General features: G+C 70.8%; 12 protein-coding genes. 8 read left to right on the forward strand and 4 right to left on the reverse strand.

The annotated features are described in order from the left end of the window. Nucleotides 1–20: 20 nt before the first annotated feature. Entirely contained in the window at nt 21–1,103 is a 1,083-nt protein-coding gene (locus tag OHB56_RS17335) for an NDP-sugar synthase (RefSeq protein ID WP_364744970.1), read from the reverse strand. A 132-nt stretch (nt 1,104–1,235) separates the two neighbouring features. After that, the gene (locus OHB56_RS17340) at nt 1,236–2,792 is read right to left on the reverse strand and encodes an N-acetylmuramoyl-L-alanine amidase (RefSeq protein WP_406354289.1); all 1,557 of its coding nucleotides are present in this window, start codon (nt 2,790–2,792) and stop codon (nt 1,236–1,238) included. A 129-nt stretch (nt 2,793–2,921) separates the two neighbouring features. Between OHB56_RS17340 and OHB56_RS17345 the strand changes: the two genes are divergently transcribed. The 6 genes from OHB56_RS17345 (at nt 2,922) to OHB56_RS17370 (ending at nt 12,153) form a co-directional block, all read left to right on the forward strand. Continuing rightward, complete coding sequence (locus OHB56_RS17345) at nt 2,922–3,677, forward strand: TIGR03089 family protein (RefSeq protein ID WP_360041230.1); 756 nt, start codon at nt 2,922–2,924, stop codon at nt 3,675–3,677. A gap of 267 nt (nt 3,678–3,944) precedes the next feature. Beyond that, nucleotides 3,945–5,234 (forward strand): LCP family protein, encoded by a 1,290-nt coding sequence (locus OHB56_RS17350; RefSeq protein ID WP_406354292.1) that lies wholly within the window; start codon nt 3,945–3,947, stop codon nt 5,232–5,234. 239 nt (nt 5,235–5,473) lie between these two features. Beyond that, nucleotides 5,474–7,321 (forward strand): LCP family protein, encoded by a 1,848-nt coding sequence (locus OHB56_RS17355; RefSeq protein ID WP_406354293.1) that lies wholly within the window; start codon nt 5,474–5,476, stop codon nt 7,319–7,321. A gap of 345 nt (nt 7,322–7,666) precedes the next feature. Next, nucleotides 7,667–9,418, forward strand: a complete 1,752-nt coding sequence (locus tag OHB56_RS17360; RefSeq protein WP_326753077.1) for an LCP family protein — start codon at nt 7,667–7,669, stop codon at nt 9,416–9,418. Nucleotides 9,419–9,571: 153 nt separating this feature from the next. Beyond that, nucleotides 9,572–11,278, forward strand: a complete 1,707-nt coding sequence (locus OHB56_RS17365; protein ID WP_406354294.1) for an LCP family protein — start codon at nt 9,572–9,574, stop codon at nt 11,276–11,278. A gap of 509 nt (nt 11,279–11,787) precedes the next feature. Then, a complete protein-coding gene (locus OHB56_RS17370) occupies nt 11,788–12,153 on the forward strand; it encodes a four-helix bundle copper-binding protein (protein ID WP_326753078.1) in 366 nt (121 codons plus the stop codon). Nucleotides 12,154–12,282: 129 nt separating this feature from the next. On the opposite strand, the gene OHB56_RS17375 is transcribed toward OHB56_RS17370, so the two are convergent. Next, nucleotides 12,283–13,557, reverse strand: coding sequence for an LCP family protein (locus OHB56_RS17375; RefSeq protein ID WP_326753079.1), 1,275 nt, complete (start codon nt 13,555–13,557; stop codon nt 12,283–12,285). 117 nt (nt 13,558–13,674) lie between these two features. Here OHB56_RS17375 and OHB56_RS17380 point away from each other — a divergent pair, with 117 nt between their 5' ends. Beyond that, nucleotides 13,675–14,241 (forward strand): acyl-CoA thioesterase, encoded by a 567-nt coding sequence (locus OHB56_RS17380; RefSeq protein WP_326753080.1) that lies wholly within the window; start codon nt 13,675–13,677, stop codon nt 14,239–14,241. A 121-nt stretch (nt 14,242–14,362) separates the two neighbouring features. Here OHB56_RS17380 and OHB56_RS17385 read toward each other — a convergent pair whose 3' ends face one another. Further along, nucleotides 14,363–15,844 carry an LCP family protein gene (locus OHB56_RS17385; RefSeq protein WP_406354297.1) on the reverse strand — a complete coding sequence of 494 codons (1,482 nt, stop codon included), beginning with the start codon at nt 15,842–15,844 and terminating at the stop codon, nt 14,363–14,365. Nucleotides 15,845–16,075: 231 nt separating this feature from the next. Between OHB56_RS17385 and OHB56_RS17390 the strand changes: the two genes are divergently transcribed. Beyond that, nucleotides 16,076–17,131, forward strand: coding sequence for a glycosyltransferase family 2 protein (locus OHB56_RS17390; protein WP_406354299.1), 1,056 nt, complete (start codon nt 16,076–16,078; stop codon nt 17,129–17,131). Nucleotides 17,132–17,205: the final 74 nt, after the last annotated feature.

Here is a 17,205-nt window from a genome sequence, read left to right on the forward strand (position 1 = left end):
CGCGGCCCGGTTCCGCAGGGTCACTCGTCCGAGGAGAACCGCACCGACCCCGCCGGGATCCGCGCGTCGCACCAGACCCTGACCCCGTCCCGGAGTTCGTTGCGGGCGCCGACGACCGCGCCGTCGCCTATCACCGTCCCGGTGAGGACCGACCGCTCCCCCACTCGCGCGCGCGTGCCGATCAGCGAGTCGGTGACGACCGCGCCGGGTTCGATGACCGCACCCGGCAGGATCGTGCTGCCGAAGACGCGCGCGCCCTCCGCCACGAACGCGCCCTCGCCCACCACGGTCCCGCCCGCCAGTTTGGCGTCCGGTGCCACTCTCGCCGTCGGCAGGACCAGCCGGTCGCCGCAGCGCCCCGGGACCGCCGGGGACGGGGCACGGCCCAGCACCAGGTCCGCGGAGCCCCGCACGAAGGCCGCCGGGGTGCCGAGGTCCAGCCAGTACGTGGAGTCGACCAGGCCCTGAAGGTGGGCTCCGGCCGACAGCAGGTCCGGGAACGTCTCCCGCTCCACCGACACCGGCCGGCCCGTCGGGATCGTGTCGATGACCGAGCGGCGGAAGACGTACGCCCCCGCGTTGATCTGGTCGGTGACGATCTCCTCGGGTGTCTGTGGTTTCTCCAGGAACGCCAGGACGCGGCCCGTGTCGTCGGTGGGGACCAGTCCGTACGCCCTGGGGTCCGTCACCTTCGTCAGGTGCAGCGAGACGTCCGCGCCCGTCGTTCGATGGGTGCGCACCAGCGCCCGGATGTCCAGGCCCGTGAGGATGTCGCCGTTGAAGATCAGCACCGGTTCGTCCGGGCCGGAGTGCAGCCGGGAGGCGACGTTGCGGATGGCGCCGCCCGTGCCGAGGGGCTCCTCCTCCGTCACGTACTCGATGTGCAGCCCCAGCGACGAGCCGTCGCCGAAGTACGGTTCGAAGACCTCGGCCAGATAGGACGTGGCCAGGACGATGTGCTCGACGCCGGCCGCTCTGGCTCTCGCCAGCTGGTGCGTGAGGAAGGGCACCCCGGCCGCCCGGACCATGGGTTTCGGGGTGTGCACCGTGAGCGGGCGCAACCGTGTGCCCTTGCCGCCGACCAGGAGAATCGCTTCTGTCACCTGTCGTCTCTGCTTCCTGCCGGGACCGGCCGAACTGTCTTTCGGCCGGCCAGTGTATGCAGACCGTCGCACAGCGGTTTCGACGGTGGCGTCTCCGGCAGGAAGGAACGCGGCCCGGTGGTCCGCCCCCTCTCAGCGGCCCTGGTAACCGGCCGCCGCGGAGCGGGCGGTGCCGAGCTTGTCGTAGAGCTTCCCCCCTGGGCACAGGGTGTTGAACCCGTCCCGGTGACCGGAGATCACGTTCAGTCGTACCTTCGTGCCCTTTTCATAGAGATTGCCACCACCGGACGTCAGGTATGTCTTCGCGCTCGGATCCATACCGTGCAGCCCGAGCTTCCACGCGGTGAGCTGGGCGACGCCCGTCACCGCGACGGCCGGCGGATTCGTGGAGTCGAAGGTGCCGAGAACCGCCACGCCCATGGTGTTGCTGTTGAACCCCAGAGTGTGGGCGCCCAGGACCGGGTTGGCCACTCCCCCGGCACGGCCCTCGTAGATCTTGCCGCACTTGTCGACGAGGAAGTTGTAGCCGATGTCCCGCCAGCCCATGCTTCCCGTGTGGTAGCGGTAGATACCGCGGATGACCGAAGGGGCCTGCTCGCACGTGTAGTTGTTGCCGGTGGCGCTGTGGTGCACGAAGGCCGCGCCCACCTTGTCGGTGTACACGAAGCTCTTCTCCCGCAGGCTCTCGTCCGCACCCCACCCGCTGCGCGTGACGATGCCGGGGCGCGGGCCGATGTACGGCTCCGCCTGCGGCTTCCCGCCGCTGTTCGCCTTCTGCCCGGCCGCCTCGGCGCCGCGCAGAACGTGGTACTCCTCCTCCGTCTCCGCCCGGGTCAGCGCCGGGATCTCGGTGGCGCCCAGGGGGACGAGCGGGGCGTTGGCAGCGGAGGCGGCGGTCGTCTCGGCGCTCATCACACCGGTACGAGGGGTGTCCACCGGGGTGCCCGCGGAGCCGTCGGCGGGGTCCGGACCGGGGTTCTGGCCGGGCTTCTGGCCGGGGTTCTGATCGGGACTCTCGTCGGCGCCGTCCTCGGACGAGGCGTCCCGGGGCGGAGCGTCCTCCCCGGGGTCGACGAGTTCGAGGCGCATCCCGGACGGCAGCAGCGGGGTGGGCTCCTCGGCGCCTTTCCCGGCGCCTTTCCCGGCGGTAGAACCGGCGGACTCGGAGCCGGCCTTCGGTTCCGGTTCCGAGCCGGGTCCGCTTTCCGCCCGGACCCGGATCTCCACACCGTCCGACGCCCCCACCCACAGCGGTGCGGTGGCGCCGCGGACCCGGCCCGAGGTGCGTTCCGCGGTCTCGGGGTCGGCCGCGTGGTCGGCGTTGTGGGTCTCGACGTCCTGCCAGCCGGACCAGGCGCCGGTGCCCGCCGCGCGGGCGCGGACCTGGACCTGGCCCTGGAGTTCGGCGGCGGGGTCGTCCCAGACGACGCCGACGAGGGAGAAGGGCCGTACGGACAGCGGGGCGAGGCCGAACGTGACGGCGCCGGTGACACGGTCGGGGTCGAGGGGCCGCAGGGGCAGCGACTGGGTGCTGCCGGGGATACCGGACTCGGTCGTCACCGCTGCGCGGGTGACCGCCGGCGCCGTTTTGCCCGGGCCCGCGGCCGCCGCTGCGGCAGACGGGGCGAGGGGCAGGGCGAGTGCGGCCGCACAGGTGACACCGAGGGAGGAAACAAGAGTTCTACGCATGCCCCTGAGCTTGGACATACTCATACAAATCTGTCCATCGGGGAATTGACGGGCTGTCGGGATCCGTTCCCCCGAACCGGTGCCCCGGGCACTCGGTACGCACGGCCGTGTCCGCGTACGCTTGCGCAGGTGAACGCCACCGACCGCACCCCCGCCGACCTGCTGGGTTCCGCACTCGCCGCGGACCCGGGACGCCCCCTGGTGACCTTCTACGACGACGCCACGGGCGAACGCGTCGAATTGTCCGTGGCCACCTTCGCCAATTGGGTGGCCAAGACCGCGAACCTGCTGCAGGACGAACTGGCCGCCGAGCCCGGTGACCGCGTGGCGCTGCTGCTGCCCGCTCACTGGCAGACGGCCGTGTGGCTGCTGGCGTGCGCGTCGGTGGGTGTGGTCGCGGACGTGTCCGGCGACCCGGCGGCGGCCGATGCCGTGGTGAGCGGGCCGGACGCGCTGGAGACCGCGCGGGCCTGCTCGGGCGCACGGATCGCGCTGGCCCTCAGGCCGCTCGGCGGACGGTTTCCACAGCCTCCGGAGGGCTTCGCCGACTACGCCGTCGAGGTCCCGGGGCAGGGCGACCGGTTCGCGCCGTACGTGCCGGTCGACCCCGAGGCGCCGGCCCTGATCGTGGCGGGCCGGGAGTTCACCGGGGCCGAGGTGGTGCAGCGGGCTCGCGCGGAGGCGACGGATCTCGGGCTGACCGGACCGGCCTCGCGCATCCTGTCGGGGCTGCCGTACGACACCTGGGAGGGTCTCCACGCAGGCCTGTACGGACCGCTGGCGACCGGCGGCTCGGTGGTGCTGTGCCGGAACCTGGACCGGCTCGGGGACGACGCCCTGGACAAGCGGGTCGAGAGCGAACGGGTCACCGTCATCGCCCGCTGACGGCCTGTCCGTCCCGCCGCTCCCCCCTACCCACACCCGGCGGAAGCGGGACCGGAACCGGACCGGTCGCCCGCACCGCACCCGCCGGGCCGTCCCCCGTCCGGCACCCTCCCTCCCCCGTTCGGCTCAGCAGCGCCCGCCACCGCCGCACATCCGGGTCATCGTCGTATCAGCGGCACATCCCAACGCCCGTACGTCCGCACGCCGTCCCGCAGTTCCGTATGCCGCCGCAAGCCGTCCCGTACGCCATGAGGGGGTGGACCGGTCATGAGCGACACCACAGGCGCGCCCCCCGCGGGCCCCGCGGGCGGGGGCACCCTCGGGCCGGGGGCGGGAGCCTCGGCGAGCGGGGCGGGGCTCCCGCGGCGCAGGCGGCGGCGGTGGACGACCCGTGCCGGGCTCGGTGTCGCGGCACTGCTCGTCGCGGCCACCGGAACCGGGTGGGCGGTGTACGTGAAACTCGACAGGAACATCACCGCGGACGAGGCGGCCGCGGCCGAGCTCGCCCGGTTCGAGAGGGAACGACCCACGGCGCTGGCCGAGGACGCCCGGAACATCCTGCTGATCGGCTCGGACTCGCGGTCCGGGGACGAGAACGGCCACTACGGCCGGGACCCGGGGACCGAGCGGTCCGACACCGCGATCCTGCTGCATCTGCCGGCGGGCCGGGGCAGTGCCACCGCGGTGTCCCTGCCCCGGGACCTGATGGTGGACGTGCCGGGCTGCCTGCGTCGGAACGGCACCCGCGCCGAGCCCGTGTTCACGATGTTCAACCAGGCATTCCAGCAGGGTGGTTCCGCCTGCGCCATCCGCACCGTGGAGAAACTCACCGGCATTCGCATGGACCATCACATCGTCGTGGACTTCCGCGGCTTCAAGGAGATGGTCGAGGCGGTCGACGGCGTCGAGGTGTGCCTGCGCGAACCCATTGACGACAAGGCGGCCGAACTGAAGCTGCCCGCGGGCCGGGTGAGACTGAACGGGGAACAGGCCCTCGGTTATGTCCGCGCCCGCAAGTCTCTCGGTGACGGCAGCGATACGCACCGTATGGAACGCCAGCAGCGGTTCTTCGGGGCGCTCGTCAACAAGGTGAGCGGCAATGACGTTCTGCTGAATCCGGCCAAGTTGTATCCCGTTCTGAACGCGGCCACTTCGGCGCTGACGACCGACCCGAGACTGGCGAATCTGCGGGGTTTGTACGAACTCGTCCGCGGGCTCCGCGACATCCCCACGGAACATGTGCAATTCCTCACCGTCCCCCGGGAGCCGTACGCGAACGACGCCGATCGGGACCAGCTTTCGCAGCCCGCGGCGGAGGGGCTGTTCGAGCGGTTGCGCAGGGACGCGCCGGTCGCGGTCGCACGGAGCGCGGCACGGGGCTCCGTCGCGGAATCCGAGTCCCGCACTCCGCCCGGCAATCCGGACGGAGAAACCACGGAGAGTGACGGAAAGGTCACTCGAAATGAATCCGGGGAGCAGTCGGGGGGAGCAACCGAAAGAGCTTCTCCCACACCGACGTTCCCCGGAAACACGGCCGCCGAGGACACCTGCGCGTAAAGCCGGCCCCAGGCGACTCCCGGACTGCGACGTCATGTCAACAGATATGAGCGAATTGCCCAGTTGTATGGATGTGGAATGTGCCACGGGCGTCGCCGGAAGCCGTTCCTTGCCGTTAGTGTGAGCGCTCCCGGTGCGCGTGTTCCTGAGATTCACCCTGCAGTCGCGCACTGTGTGACCGACCGAGCGCCTAGGAGGGAAAAGGCGCCGCGTGGCACCGACGGAGGATTCAGACGACCGTGGACGCGCAAGGCCGTGGACGGGGTAACGACATCGACCCCGCAGACCAGTGGGTACTCAATCCGGACACCGGCGATTACGAACTGCGACTGAATCGTTCCGCACCGCAGCGGCCGGTCCCTTCTCCCCGCAGAGCGCGCTCCTCCGGCGGAAGCCCGGAGGGCGGCGCGGGTACGGGCAAGAGCTCCGGTGCCGGTACTGGTGCCGGCACCGATGCACCGCGCGGCCGCTCCGGCGCTTCCGGGCGTACGGCGGAGCGGCCCGCCGGCCGCAGGGCGGCCGAGCGCGGAACGCCCGAGCGCGGAACGCCCGAGCGTGAAGGACCGCCCCGCAGACGTCGGGACGCGCCCGAGGAGCCGCCGGCGGGCCGGCGCGGACGCCGGCCGGTGAAGAAGAAGTCGAAGGCGAAAAAAGCCCTGCTGTGGACCGGCGGGACGATGGCGTTCGTGGTGCTCGCCACCGCCGTGGGCGGCTATCTGTATCTGGAGCACCTCAACAACAACATCAACTCGGTCCCCGACGACGGCGCGAGCACCGGTGGCTTCCAGAAGGACAAGGCCATCAACATCCTGCTGATCGGCACCGACAAGCGCACCGGCTCGGGCAATGAGGGCTACGGCGACACGGGCAGCGCCGGGCACGCCGACACCACGCTCCTGCTGCACGTCTCCAAGGACCGCACGAACGCCACCGCGCTCAGCATCCCGCGCGACCTGATCGTCGACATCCCCGACTGCCCCACGACGATGGAGGACGGGACGGAGAAGACGATCCCGGGCTCCAGGGACCGCTTCAACACCAGCCTCGGCCAGAACGAGCGCACGCCGAGCTGCACCATGCGGACGGTCACCGAGCTGACCGGGATCACGCCGGACAACTTCATGGTGGCCGACTTCAACGCGATCAAGACCCTGACCACGGCGGTCGGCGGGGTCGATGTCTGTGTCGCCGAGGACGTCAACGACAAGGACTCCAAGCTCGAACTGTCCAAGGGCAAGCACACCATCCAGGGCGAGCAGGCCCTGGCGTTCGTCCGCACCCGGCACGCGTGGGGCAACAAGGGCGACCTCGACCGCATCAAGGTGCAGCAGCAGTTCCTCGGCGCGCTGATGCGGCAGCTGAAGTCCAACGACACGCTCACCAGCCCGACGAAGATGGTCAAGCTCGCGGAGGCGGGCACCGAGGCGCTCACCGTCGACTCCCAGCTGGACAGCATCAACAAGCTGAAGGACCTCGGTCTGGAGCTGGGCAAACTCAACGTCAAGAACCTGGCGTTCATCACGCTGCCGGTGAAGGACAACCCCGCGGAGACGACGGTGAAGGCGACCGTCGTCGTGAACGAGTCCCAGGCACCGGAGATATTCGACCTGCTCAAGAACGACGTGTCGTTCACCGAGGTCAAGCAGCAGGAGAAGAAGGAGAAGGCCGCCGTCGCCGCCCGCCTCAAGGGCACCAAGGCACCGGCCTCGGACGTCCGGGTGCAGGTCCTCAACGGCGGCGGCCCGTCGGGCAGCGCCCAGGAGACCGTCACCTGGCTCCAGCTCACCGAAGGCGTCAGCAAGTCGGAGAACGCCGGCAACGCCGACGATACGCTCAAGAAGACCACCCTCGAATACGCGCCCGAGCAGGCCGACCAGGCCCGCCGCCTCGCCGACATCCTGGGCATGTCCGGCTCGGGGATGAAGCCCGGCGAGAGCGTCACCAACTCCCAGGGGCTGCCCACGATGACGCTGACCCTCGGCGAGGACTTCAAGGGCGCGGGCGTCTCCCTGACCCCTCCGTCCAAGGCGTCGGACGACATCAAGAAGTCCACGTCCACGGCGGACAAGGTCGAGTGCGCGCAGTGACGCACCGCACGACACGCCTCGCGGTGCGTCGTGCGGTGGGTCGCGGGGCGCCTTGCGGAGCGTGTGACGAACTCGTGTGCGGGGCGCCCGGACGGCGCGAATCCGGTGGAGGCGGCACCTCCACAGCGTCATTTCCCCACCCAATGGGGCGGTTTACCCCTTTTCGTGGACGAGGAATTCGTCACTGAAGCCCCGTCCCGCTCAGGTCGGCAGTTAGTGTGAACGCTCCAGTGCCCCGGCCGCGAGGACCGTTCTGGCGTCGCGTGCACGGTGGTGACCAGTACGCGCGGACACCCTCCGGAGGGGGAAGGATGCCGTGTGGCCCCGACGGAGGATCGGACGAGCGTGGACGCGCAGAGCCGTGGGCGGGCGGACAATGTCGACCCCGCAGACCAATGGGTACTCAATCCGGCCACCGGTGAATACGAACTGCGACTGGGCCCTTCCGCACCGCAGTCACCCGTACCCGGTCCCCGCCGAAGCTCCCCGCACACCGCGCACCACCCCGTCGGCCCCGGCGGCATGGGCCACCCGTACGGTGCCGCGCCCGGCGGCCCCCCGCGGGCACCCGGCCGCGAGGTCCCGGCGCCGCGGCGCGGCACTCCCGAGCCGCCGCCCGGACGGCGCTCGGGCCGGTCGGGGCAGCGGAAGCCGAAGGCGCGGAAGGCCCTGCTGTGGGCCGGCGGGACGATGGCGTTCGTGGTGCTCGCCACCGGCACGGCCGGCTACGTCTATCTGAAGCATCTCGAGGGCAACGTCGACACGACCGACGTCGGCGACGCGGGCTCGGGCGACTTCAGCAAGGACGAGGCCTTCAACATCCTCGTCCTCGGCACCGACAAGCGCACCGGCTCGGGCAACGACGGCTACGGGGACGCGGGCAGCGTCGGGCACGCCGACACCACGATTCTGCTGCACGTCGCCAAGGACCGCACCAACGCCACCGCGCTCAGCATCCCGCGCGACCTGATAGTCGACATCCCCGACTGTCTGACGAAGCTGGAGGACGGCACGGAGAAGGTGATCCCGGGGCTGCAGGGCGCCCGCTTCAACCGGAGCCTCGGTGAGGGCGGCCGGGACCCGGGCTGCACGATGCGCACGGTGGAAAAGGTCACCGGCATCAAGCCCGACCACTTCATGATGGCCGACTTCAACGCGGTCAAGACCCTCACCTCGGCCGTCGACGGCGTCGACGTGTGCGTGGAACACCCGGTGAACGACAAGCAGTCGAAGCTGGCGCTGCCCGCGGGCAAGTCGAAGGTGGAGGGCGAACAGGCCCTCGCCTTCGTCCGGACCCGGCACAGTTTCGGCAACGAGGGCGACCTCGACCGGATCAAGGTGCAGCAGCACTTCCTGGCCTCGCTGATGCGCAAGATGTCCTCCGGCGACACCCTCACCAGCCCCACCAAGCTGGTGAAACTGGCCGAGGCCGCCACCGACGCGCTGACCGTGGACACCGGCATCGGCAACGTGAGCACGCTCAAGGACGTCGCCCTGGAGCTGAAGAAGGTGCCGCCGAAGAACATCTCGTTCACCACGGTGCCGGTGAAGGACAACCCCGCGGAGACGGTGAAGGCGACGGTCGTCGTGGACGAGTCCAAGGCGCCGCGGCTGTTCGCCGCGATCGCCGGCGACGTGTCGCTGACCGAGGTCGAGAAGAAGCGGGAGAGGAAGGAGAAGGCCGCCGTCGCCGCCCGCCTGCAGGGCGCCAAGGCACCGGCCTCCGAGGTCCGGGTGCAGGTCCTCAACGGCGGCGCCCCGGCGGGCAGTGCGCAGCAGATGCTCAGCCGGCTCCAGGTGGAGGAGGGCGTCAGCAAGTCGGAGAACGCCGGCAACGCCCCCGAGACGCTGAAGAAGACCACCCTCGAGTACGCCCCCGACCAGGCCGACCAGGCCCGCCGCCTCGCCACCATCCTGGGCATGTCCGGTTCCGCGCTGAAGCCCGGCGAGAGCGTCACCAACTCCCAGGGGCTGCCCGCGATGACGCTGACCCTCGGCAAGGACTTCACGGGCGTCGGCTCGCAGCTCGGCGACTCCGCGGCGGGGCCTTTGGACGTGGAGAAGTCCACGGCCGACAAGGTCGAATGCGCGAGCTGAGGCTCGACCGGACCGCGTTCGGGGGCTCCTCAAAAGTTGTTGCCGTGGAATTGCGTTCCTGGGGCAACTGACAGGCTTGTCGTGCGTCTAACAAGAGCAGGACAGGCCAGTTCCATGAGGCGAGGAGTACCAGGGGTGGGGAGGGCGACGGAAGTGACGCAGCGCGCCGCGCGGAAGACACTACGCGACGACCGGCGTGACCCGGGCCCGGACGACGGCCCCTCCGGCGTCCCGGACGACGGCGGCAACGCCGCGGCCGGTGACGACAGCGGCGGGGCGCCCACGTCGGACGGTGACGACGGCGGCATACCCGCGTCCGGCGGTGACACGCCCACACCCGGGGGAGGCGGCGGCCGCCGCCCGCGGCGCCGGATGCTCAAGTGGGTCGCCGCGGTCCTCGCGCTGCTCCTTCTCGGCGCGGCCGGGGCCGGCTACGTCTACTACCGGCACCTGAACGACAACATCAAGCAGAACCCCCTGAACCTGGGGGACAACAAGGTCGCCAAGCCCACACCGAACGCCGCCGGGCAGACCCCGCTGAACATCCTGCTGATCGGCTCCGACGCCCGGGACAGCAAGAAGAACCAGGACCTCGGCGGCGCCCGCGAGACGTTCGGCTCGACACCGCTGGCCGATGTGCAGATGCTGCTGCACCTGTCCGCCGACCGGACCAACATGTCCGTGATCAGCATGCCCCGCGACACCCTCGTCCGGATCCCGAAGTGCACCGACCCCGAGGACGGGACGGTGTACGAGGCGAGCATCGGGCGGACGATGACCAACCAGAGCCTCGGGCACGGCGGTCCGGGCTGCACCGTGGCCACCTGGCAGGAGCTCACCGGCATCCACATCGACCACTTCATCATGGTCGACTTCGCCGGTGTGGTCTCCATGGCCGACGCCGTCGGCGGCGTCCCCGTGTGCGTGGACGCCAACATCCTCTCGCGCGACAGCCAGGGCCACGGCTCCGGGCTGAAGCTGCCCGAGGGCACCCACCCGATCAAGGGCGAGCAGGCCCTGCAGTGGCTGCGTACGCGCTACGGCTTCATGGACGGCAGTGACCTCGCCCGCGCCAAGGCCCAGCACATGTACATGAACTCGCTGGCCCGCGAGCTGCGCGAGAACACCGACCTGAGCAATCCCAACAAGCTGCGCAGGCTGGCCGAGGAGGCCACCCGGGCGCTCACCGTCGATCCCGGCCTCGACACCGTCAAGAAGCTGTACGACCTCAGCAACGAGCTGCGCGGGGTGGATCCGGAGCGCATCACCATGACCACGATGCCCAACCGGTACGTGGGGGCCCGCGTGGAGCCGACCGAGGACGCCGAGCAGCTGTTCCGGCTGGTCCGCGAGGACATCGCCCTGGACGGCAAGGACGAGAAGCCGGCACGGACCGCGGAAGCGGCGAAGGAGAAGAGGCCGGCCGTGACCGCCGAACCGGCCGCCCCCGACGACAGGATCGCGGTCCAGGTCGTCAACGGCACCCGCACCGACACCCTCGGCTCGGCGTCCGGCCGCGCGAGCACCGTGGCCGGACTGCTTCAGGAGAAGGGGTTCACCGGCGCGACCGCCGACACCACCGGCTCCCTGAGCGAGCAGCTGACGCTGGTGCGCTACCCGAGCGCCGACCTGAAGGGCGACGCCCTGCGGGTCGCCGAGTCGCTGGGCGTTCCGGAGAGTTCGGTACGGCGGTCCACCGACGTGTCCGGGGTCACGCTCGTCGTCGGCGCCGACTGGCGCGAGGGGACGGCGTACGAGGCACCCGAACAGGACGACACGACGCCCGAGTCGGCCAAGGCCCTCAACGGGGCGGACGACTCCGCCTGCATGGAAGTCAACCCGGCCTTCACCTGGTCCTGACCGGAATCCCGTCGCATGTGGCGGGCCCTGCCCGGGACCGCCGGGAGCGGCCCTTCACGATCCGCCGTCCGACGGAGACACATCAATTCCATGTTCTTGTGAGAATCCGGTGAGGGGACCGCTGCGCACAGTGGTCCCCTCACCGGGAAGAGGCCCGGCGAAGTTCAGGAACAGGACCGTCAGGAACATCACGTCGAGGGCGGCCGTCCCGGCGGGCACGGCCGGTTTCTCCCCGGCCACCGCCCCGCCGCGAGCTCCGCCCCGTACGGCCGCGGCGGTTCCCGGACCGGCGGGTGGAACCTGAACGGCGACCGCCTCGTCCAGGACCGCGTTCCCCGCTCGGACTGCTTCCCCTGCGGCTGAACCAGCCGGTGACGAGGCTCCGTTTCCCACGGAACACGCAGGTCACGGCGGAGATCGTTCGTCCTGTGGTGGTCATGGGACAAGGGGCGTAGGACTGAAGGACGGAGGCCGGTCCGCGACCCCCGCTGTTCCCCCTGGGAGGAATCATGACCCAGCAGTCTGCCGCCGCGACCCCGATGAGCAAGGAGATGCAGGACTGCGTCCAGGCGTGCATGGCCTGCCACAGCACCTGCGAGGAGACCATGAGCTCCTGTCTGCGGATGGGCGGCCAGGCCCCCACGCAGGTCATGGGAGCCCTCATGGACTGCGCCGACATGACCCGCATGTGCGCCGACATGATGATGCGCCGCTCACCGCTGGCCACCGAGATGTGCGCGATGTGCGCCCAGGCCTGTGACCTGTGCGCCGAGGCATGCATGTCCATGCCGGACGACGCGCAGATGATGCGCTGCGCGGAGTCCTGTCGCCGCTGCGCCGAGTCCTGCCGCGCCATGGCGGGCGCCACGATGTGACGCCGCCGGACGCCGACGCCGGAACAGGCCGGACGGCCGACGCCGGACGCCGGACACGGTCGAGGGCACCCCGCGGGGTGCCCTCGGTCGTTCTCCCGCCCCGCCCGTCCGCCGTCGGCGCCGTGGGGCTCAGTTGCCCTTGACGGTGACCTTCTCGTCGTTGTTCAGCTGGTTCACCAACTGCTTGACCTTCGCCTTGTCCCAGAGCAGGTTGCCGCCCGAGGAGCCCGCGAGGGGCATGTTCAGGGAGGTGCCGTCGCCGCCGCTGACGCCCTTCATCGACCAGAACATGTCGGCCAGGCCGAACAGGCTCATGTCCTTGTCGACGATCAGCGAGTCCAGCCCCGCGCCCATGGTCGGGTACAGCTTGAACGGGTTGAGGACCGTGCCCGGCGTCGCCACCTGGTTCGCCAGGGCGGAGAGGAACTTCTGCTGGTTCTTCGTACGGTCCAGGTCGGAACCTGCCAGCGCGTACCGGGTGCGGACGAAGGCGAGGGCCTCCTCGCCGTTCAGCGTCTGCTTGCCCTTCTTCAAGTCGGCCCCGGACTTGGTGTCCTTGATGTCCTGCGGGATGTCCATCTCCACGCCGCCGACCGCGTCCACGATGTTCGCGAAGCCGGCGAAGCCGATCTCCACGTAGTGGTCGATGTGCAGGCCGGTGTTGAACTCGACCGTGCGGACCAGGAGTTCCGGCCCGTCCTCGGCGTAGGCGGCGTTCAGCTTCACCTGCCGGCCCGTGCCCTGGAACGTCTTGCCGGACTCGGACCCCTTGAAGGTGGGTATCTCCACGTTCGAGTCGCGGGGCAGCGAGATCAGGGTGGGGCCGTTGCTGCCGGTGTGCAGGATCATCATGGAGTCCGTGCGCTTGCCCTCGGCCGACCCGGTGCGCAGCTTCTTCTTCTGCTCGTCGGTCAGCCCGGCCCGGCTGTCGGAGCCGACGATCAGGTAGTTCGTGCCCTCGCCCGCCTCCGGCCGGTCGAGCACGATCGACAGGTCGACCTCGCGGTTGAGCTTCGAGTCGGCCCAGAAGTAGGTGCCCACGGTCGTCACGACCAGCACGGCCGCGACCGTGATCGACGTCACCTTGATCCGGCGGCGCCAGTCCGGCGCGGGACGCTGCGCGTAGCGGCCGTCGCCGCCCGGACCGCGGGGACCGCCGCCGCCCGGGGAGCCGTAGACCTGGCCCGTGTTGTAGTCGTCGTAGCCGCCGCCGTGCCCGCTGCCGTCCACGTAGGACGGCTGCTGCGGCACCGAGCCGCCGTAGGCTCCCTGGCCGGGCGGGGCCACCGGGCCGCGGCGGACCTGGCGCATGACGCGGGCGCTCTCGGGCTGCGCGCTCGCGCTCCCGCGTCCGTAGCGGGGGCCGCGGTTGTCGTTGGGCCGTGCCTCGGGCCATTCAGTCATGCGCAACAGTGTGCAGGTCCGGGCCGTGCGCCGTACCAGTCCTCGGGAAATAGGAGCAGCGCTGTTGCGAAGCTGACACAAAATTCCCGGCCGCCGCCTCGGCATAAGGTGGAGGCCATGACAGATCAGGCTCCGGCCCCACTCACGGAGAGTCCCGACAGTCCCGACATCCCGGGCAAGCCCGTCTCGGCATCGCGGACGACCCTCAGCCACATCATGACCCACAACGACACCAACCTCCTGGGCACGGTGCACGGCGGCGTGATCATGAAACTCGTCGACGACGCGGCGGGCGCGGTCGCCGGCCGGCACTCCGGCGGCCCCGCCGTCACCGCGTCGATGGACGAGATGGCCTTCCTCGAACCGGTCCGTGTCGGCGACCTGGTCCACGTCAAGGCACAGGTCAACTGGACCGGCCGGACGTCCATGGAGGTCGGTGTGCGCGTCCTGGCCGAGCGGTGGAACGAGTCCGCCCCGGCCACCCAGGTCGGCTCGGCGTATCTCGTCTTCGCGGCCGTCGACGCGGACGGCAGGCCGCGCCGCGTGCCGCCGGTGATATCGGAGACCGAGCGGGACCGGCGCCGCAACCAGGAAGCCCAGATCCGCCGCACCCACCGCCTGGCCCGCCGCCGGGCGATCGTGGAACTGCGCGAGAAGCGGGCGGCGGACGGAATCGAGGACTGACCACCCGGCGCCCTCGCGGCCCCGGCAGCACCTGCGGCCCGGGGCCGGGGTCCTCTCCGGATCGGGCCGGACCCGTGAGCCCGGCACGATCCGAACGCCGTCGGGCGCCAGGAGCCAGGCCCTACGAGCAGCCCACCTCGTCGCCCCGCACCACCCCGAACTCGTCCCTCCCGGGGTCCTCGGCCCGGACCTTGCGGACCTTCTCGAAGTCGGCGCCGGCGATCACCCTCAGCGTGGCGCCCTGGCCCTTGACCGCACGCAGCTCGCTGCCCGGCAGGGCGGCGGCGAGGGACTTCGCGGAGCGGTCCCAGCGGGGGTCGTAGGCGACGACGGTCCGCCGCACGGAGTGGTCCGCCGCGTTGACCGGAACGTGGGTGGTGCGGAAACCGGTGGCCGCGAGGGCCGCGTCCACCCGGCGGCCGAGGCCTTTCGTCTCCGTGCCGTTCTCGACCTGGACGCGGATCTGCCGGGGGTCCACCGGCACGCGCCGGGCCGCGTCGGGCGACGGGCGCGTGGAGAGCGGCTTGTCCTCGCGCAGCGCCGCGAAGATGTTCTCGGACTTCTCGGGGTCCCACTTCAGCGTCGACCCGATGCCCTTGACCGTGTGCCCCTCCTTGTCGAGCGGCACGGTGGTGAACTCGGACGAGGCGGGCGAGAAGTTCCGCAGCGCCCGCCCCAGATCGAGCAGTTCGCCGGTGCCGAAGCCCTTGTCGGCGCGGACCGAGCCGAGCACGGCACGGGTCACGTCCCGGAACTTCATCGGGTTCAGCACGATCCCGGAGGACGTGGCCCGGTCCAGCAGGGCGGCCATGAAGTGCTGTTGCCGTTTCATCCGGCCGAGGTCGGCGGCGCCGTCGACGTACCGGGCGCGCACGTACTGCAGGGCCTCGCCGCCCCCCAGGGTGTGCCGGCCGGCCGGCAGGTCGAGGCCGGTGTGACTGTCCTTCAGGGGCTCGGTGGTGCACAGCTCGACGCCGCCGACCACGTCCACGGTCTTCATGAAGCTGGTGAAATCGAGCTCCAGGTAGTGGTCGATCTTCACCCTGGTCATCTTCTCCACCGTGCGCACGGCCAACTGCGGGCCGCCCTCCGCGTACGCCGCGTTGAGCTTGACGGGATGCCCCTCGTGCTCCTCGCCGCTCACCTGGTCGGTGTGCGGGGGCGTCATGGCGTACGAGTCGCGCGGCAGGCTGACGACGCTGGCCCGCTCCCGGTCCTCGGAGATGTGCACGATCATGATCGTGTCGGTGCAGTTGCAGGGCGCCCCGCCGAGCCGGTACTTCCGCCGCGTCTCCGCGGCGATCTCCTCACGGCCGTCCGTGCCGACGAGCAGGACGTTCATGCCGTGGCCCGCCTCGGGACGGTTCTTCATGTCCCGGAACGGGTCGACCCGGTCGATTCCCGCGTCGAGGCTGCTGACCACCGCGTGCCCGATCCCGGCCGAGGCCAGCACCAGGACCGACAGGGTGGTCACCGCCCGCGGGCCCCAGCGCGGTCTCCGGCGTCCCGGTGGTCGCGGGCCGCCCTCCCGTGGTGGCTGCGGTCGGCGTTGCGGCGTGGTGCGGGGCCGGGGGGGCCGTGGTGACGCGGGCAAGAGGGACACCTCCGGACGAGGCCGTACGAGGGGGGATGTAAGAGGGGAGCAGGACGCGGGCAGGGAGGGCGAACGGGAACAGGAAAAGGGGAGGGCGGAAGAGAAGCGGGCGGGAGTGAGGGGGCGTACGGGGGCGTACGCGGGATCGTGAGCACCGTAGGCCGATACGATCTGCAGCCCGGCGCAGCCGCACCCGGCACGCGCACCGCTGTCCCCCGTTCGCGGTAACGTGAGGCTCCTATGAACGCCAATCCCGACGTGCGGCTCCCCGCCGTTTCCGTGATCATGCCCGTGCTCAACGAGGAGCGGCATCTGCGTGGCGCCGTCCACGCGATCCTCGCCCAGGAGTACGCCGGCGAGATGGAGGTCGTGATCGCCCTCGGTCCGTCCGCGGACCGCACGGACGAGATCGCCGCCGAACTCGTGGCCGAGGACCCGCGGGTGCGCACCGTGCCCAATCCGACCGGCCGCACCCCGGCCGCCCTCAACGCGGCGATCAAGGCCTCGCGCCATCCGGTCGTGGTCCGCGTCGACGGGCACGGGATCCTCTCGCCGGGCTACATCGCCACCGCGGTACGGCTCCTGGAGGAGACCGGCGCGCAGAACGTCGGCGGCATCATGCACGCCGAGGGCGAGAACGACTGGGAGCACGCGGTCGCCGCCGCGATGACGTCCCGGATAGGCGTCGGCAACGCCGCCTTCCACACCGGCGGCGCGGCGGCCCCCGCCGAGACCGTCTACCTCGGGGTGTTCCGGCGCGAGGCGCTGGAGCGGCAGAGCGGCTACAACGTGGAGTTCATCCGCGCCCAGGACTGGGAGCTGAACTTCCGCATCCGCGAGGCCGGCGGGCTGATCTGGTTCTCGCCGGAGCTGAGGGTGTCGTACCGGCCCCGGCCGAGCCTGCGGGCGCTGGCCAAGCAGTACAAGGACTACGGCCGTTGGCGGCACGTCGTCGCCCGCTACCACGCGGGTTCCATCAACCTGCGCTACCTGGCCCCGCCGGCCGCGGTGTGCGCGATCGCGGCCGGGATCCTGGTCGGCGGTCTGCTCACCCCGTGGGGTTTCGTCGTGCCCGGCGGCTACCTCGCGGCGATCGTGCTCGGCTCGATACCCGCGGGCAAGGGTCTGCCGCCAAAGGCGCGGCTGCAGATCCCGGTGGCGCTGGCCACCATGCACATGTCGTGGGGCTGGGGCTTCCTGACCAGTCCGCGCTCGCTCGCGAAGAAGGTCATCGCCTCCCGCCGGCCCGCGGTCCACTCCGCCGCGGACACGGACGCCGGCACCCCGGCCTCCTGACCCGCGCTCAGCAGCGCGACAGACCCCTCCCCGATACGAGAAGACCGAAGGGCGCCCGAGTACGCGTACTCGGG

It is taken from the genome of Streptomyces sp. NBC_01635 (assembly GCF_045209715.1).
Classification (GTDB): Bacteria; Actinomycetota; Actinomycetes; order Streptomycetales; family Streptomycetaceae; genus Streptomyces; species Streptomyces hirsutus.

Excerpts from the sequence above, each read along its gene's own strand:
- OHB56_RS17375 (WP_326753079.1), bottom strand. The coding sequence starts at position 13,557 with ATGACTGAATGGCCCGAGGCACGGCCCAACGACAACCGCGGCCCCCGC.
- OHB56_RS17370 (WP_326753078.1), top strand. The coding sequence starts at position 11,788 with ATGACCCAGCAGTCTGCCGCCGCGACCCCGATGAGCAAGGAGATGCAG.
- OHB56_RS17390 (WP_406354299.1), top strand. The coding sequence starts at position 16,076 with ATGAACGCCAATCCCGACGTGCGGCTCCCCGCCGTTTCCGTGATCATG.
- OHB56_RS17340 (WP_406354289.1), bottom strand. The coding sequence starts at position 2,792 with ATGCGTAGAACTCTTGTTTCCTCCCTCGGTGTCACCTGTGCGGCCGCA.
- OHB56_RS17350 (WP_406354292.1), top strand. The coding sequence starts at position 3,945 with ATGAGCGACACCACAGGCGCGCCCCCCGCGGGCCCCGCGGGCGGGGGC.
- OHB56_RS17380 (WP_326753080.1), top strand. The coding sequence starts at position 13,675 with ATGACAGATCAGGCTCCGGCCCCACTCACGGAGAGTCCCGACAGTCCC.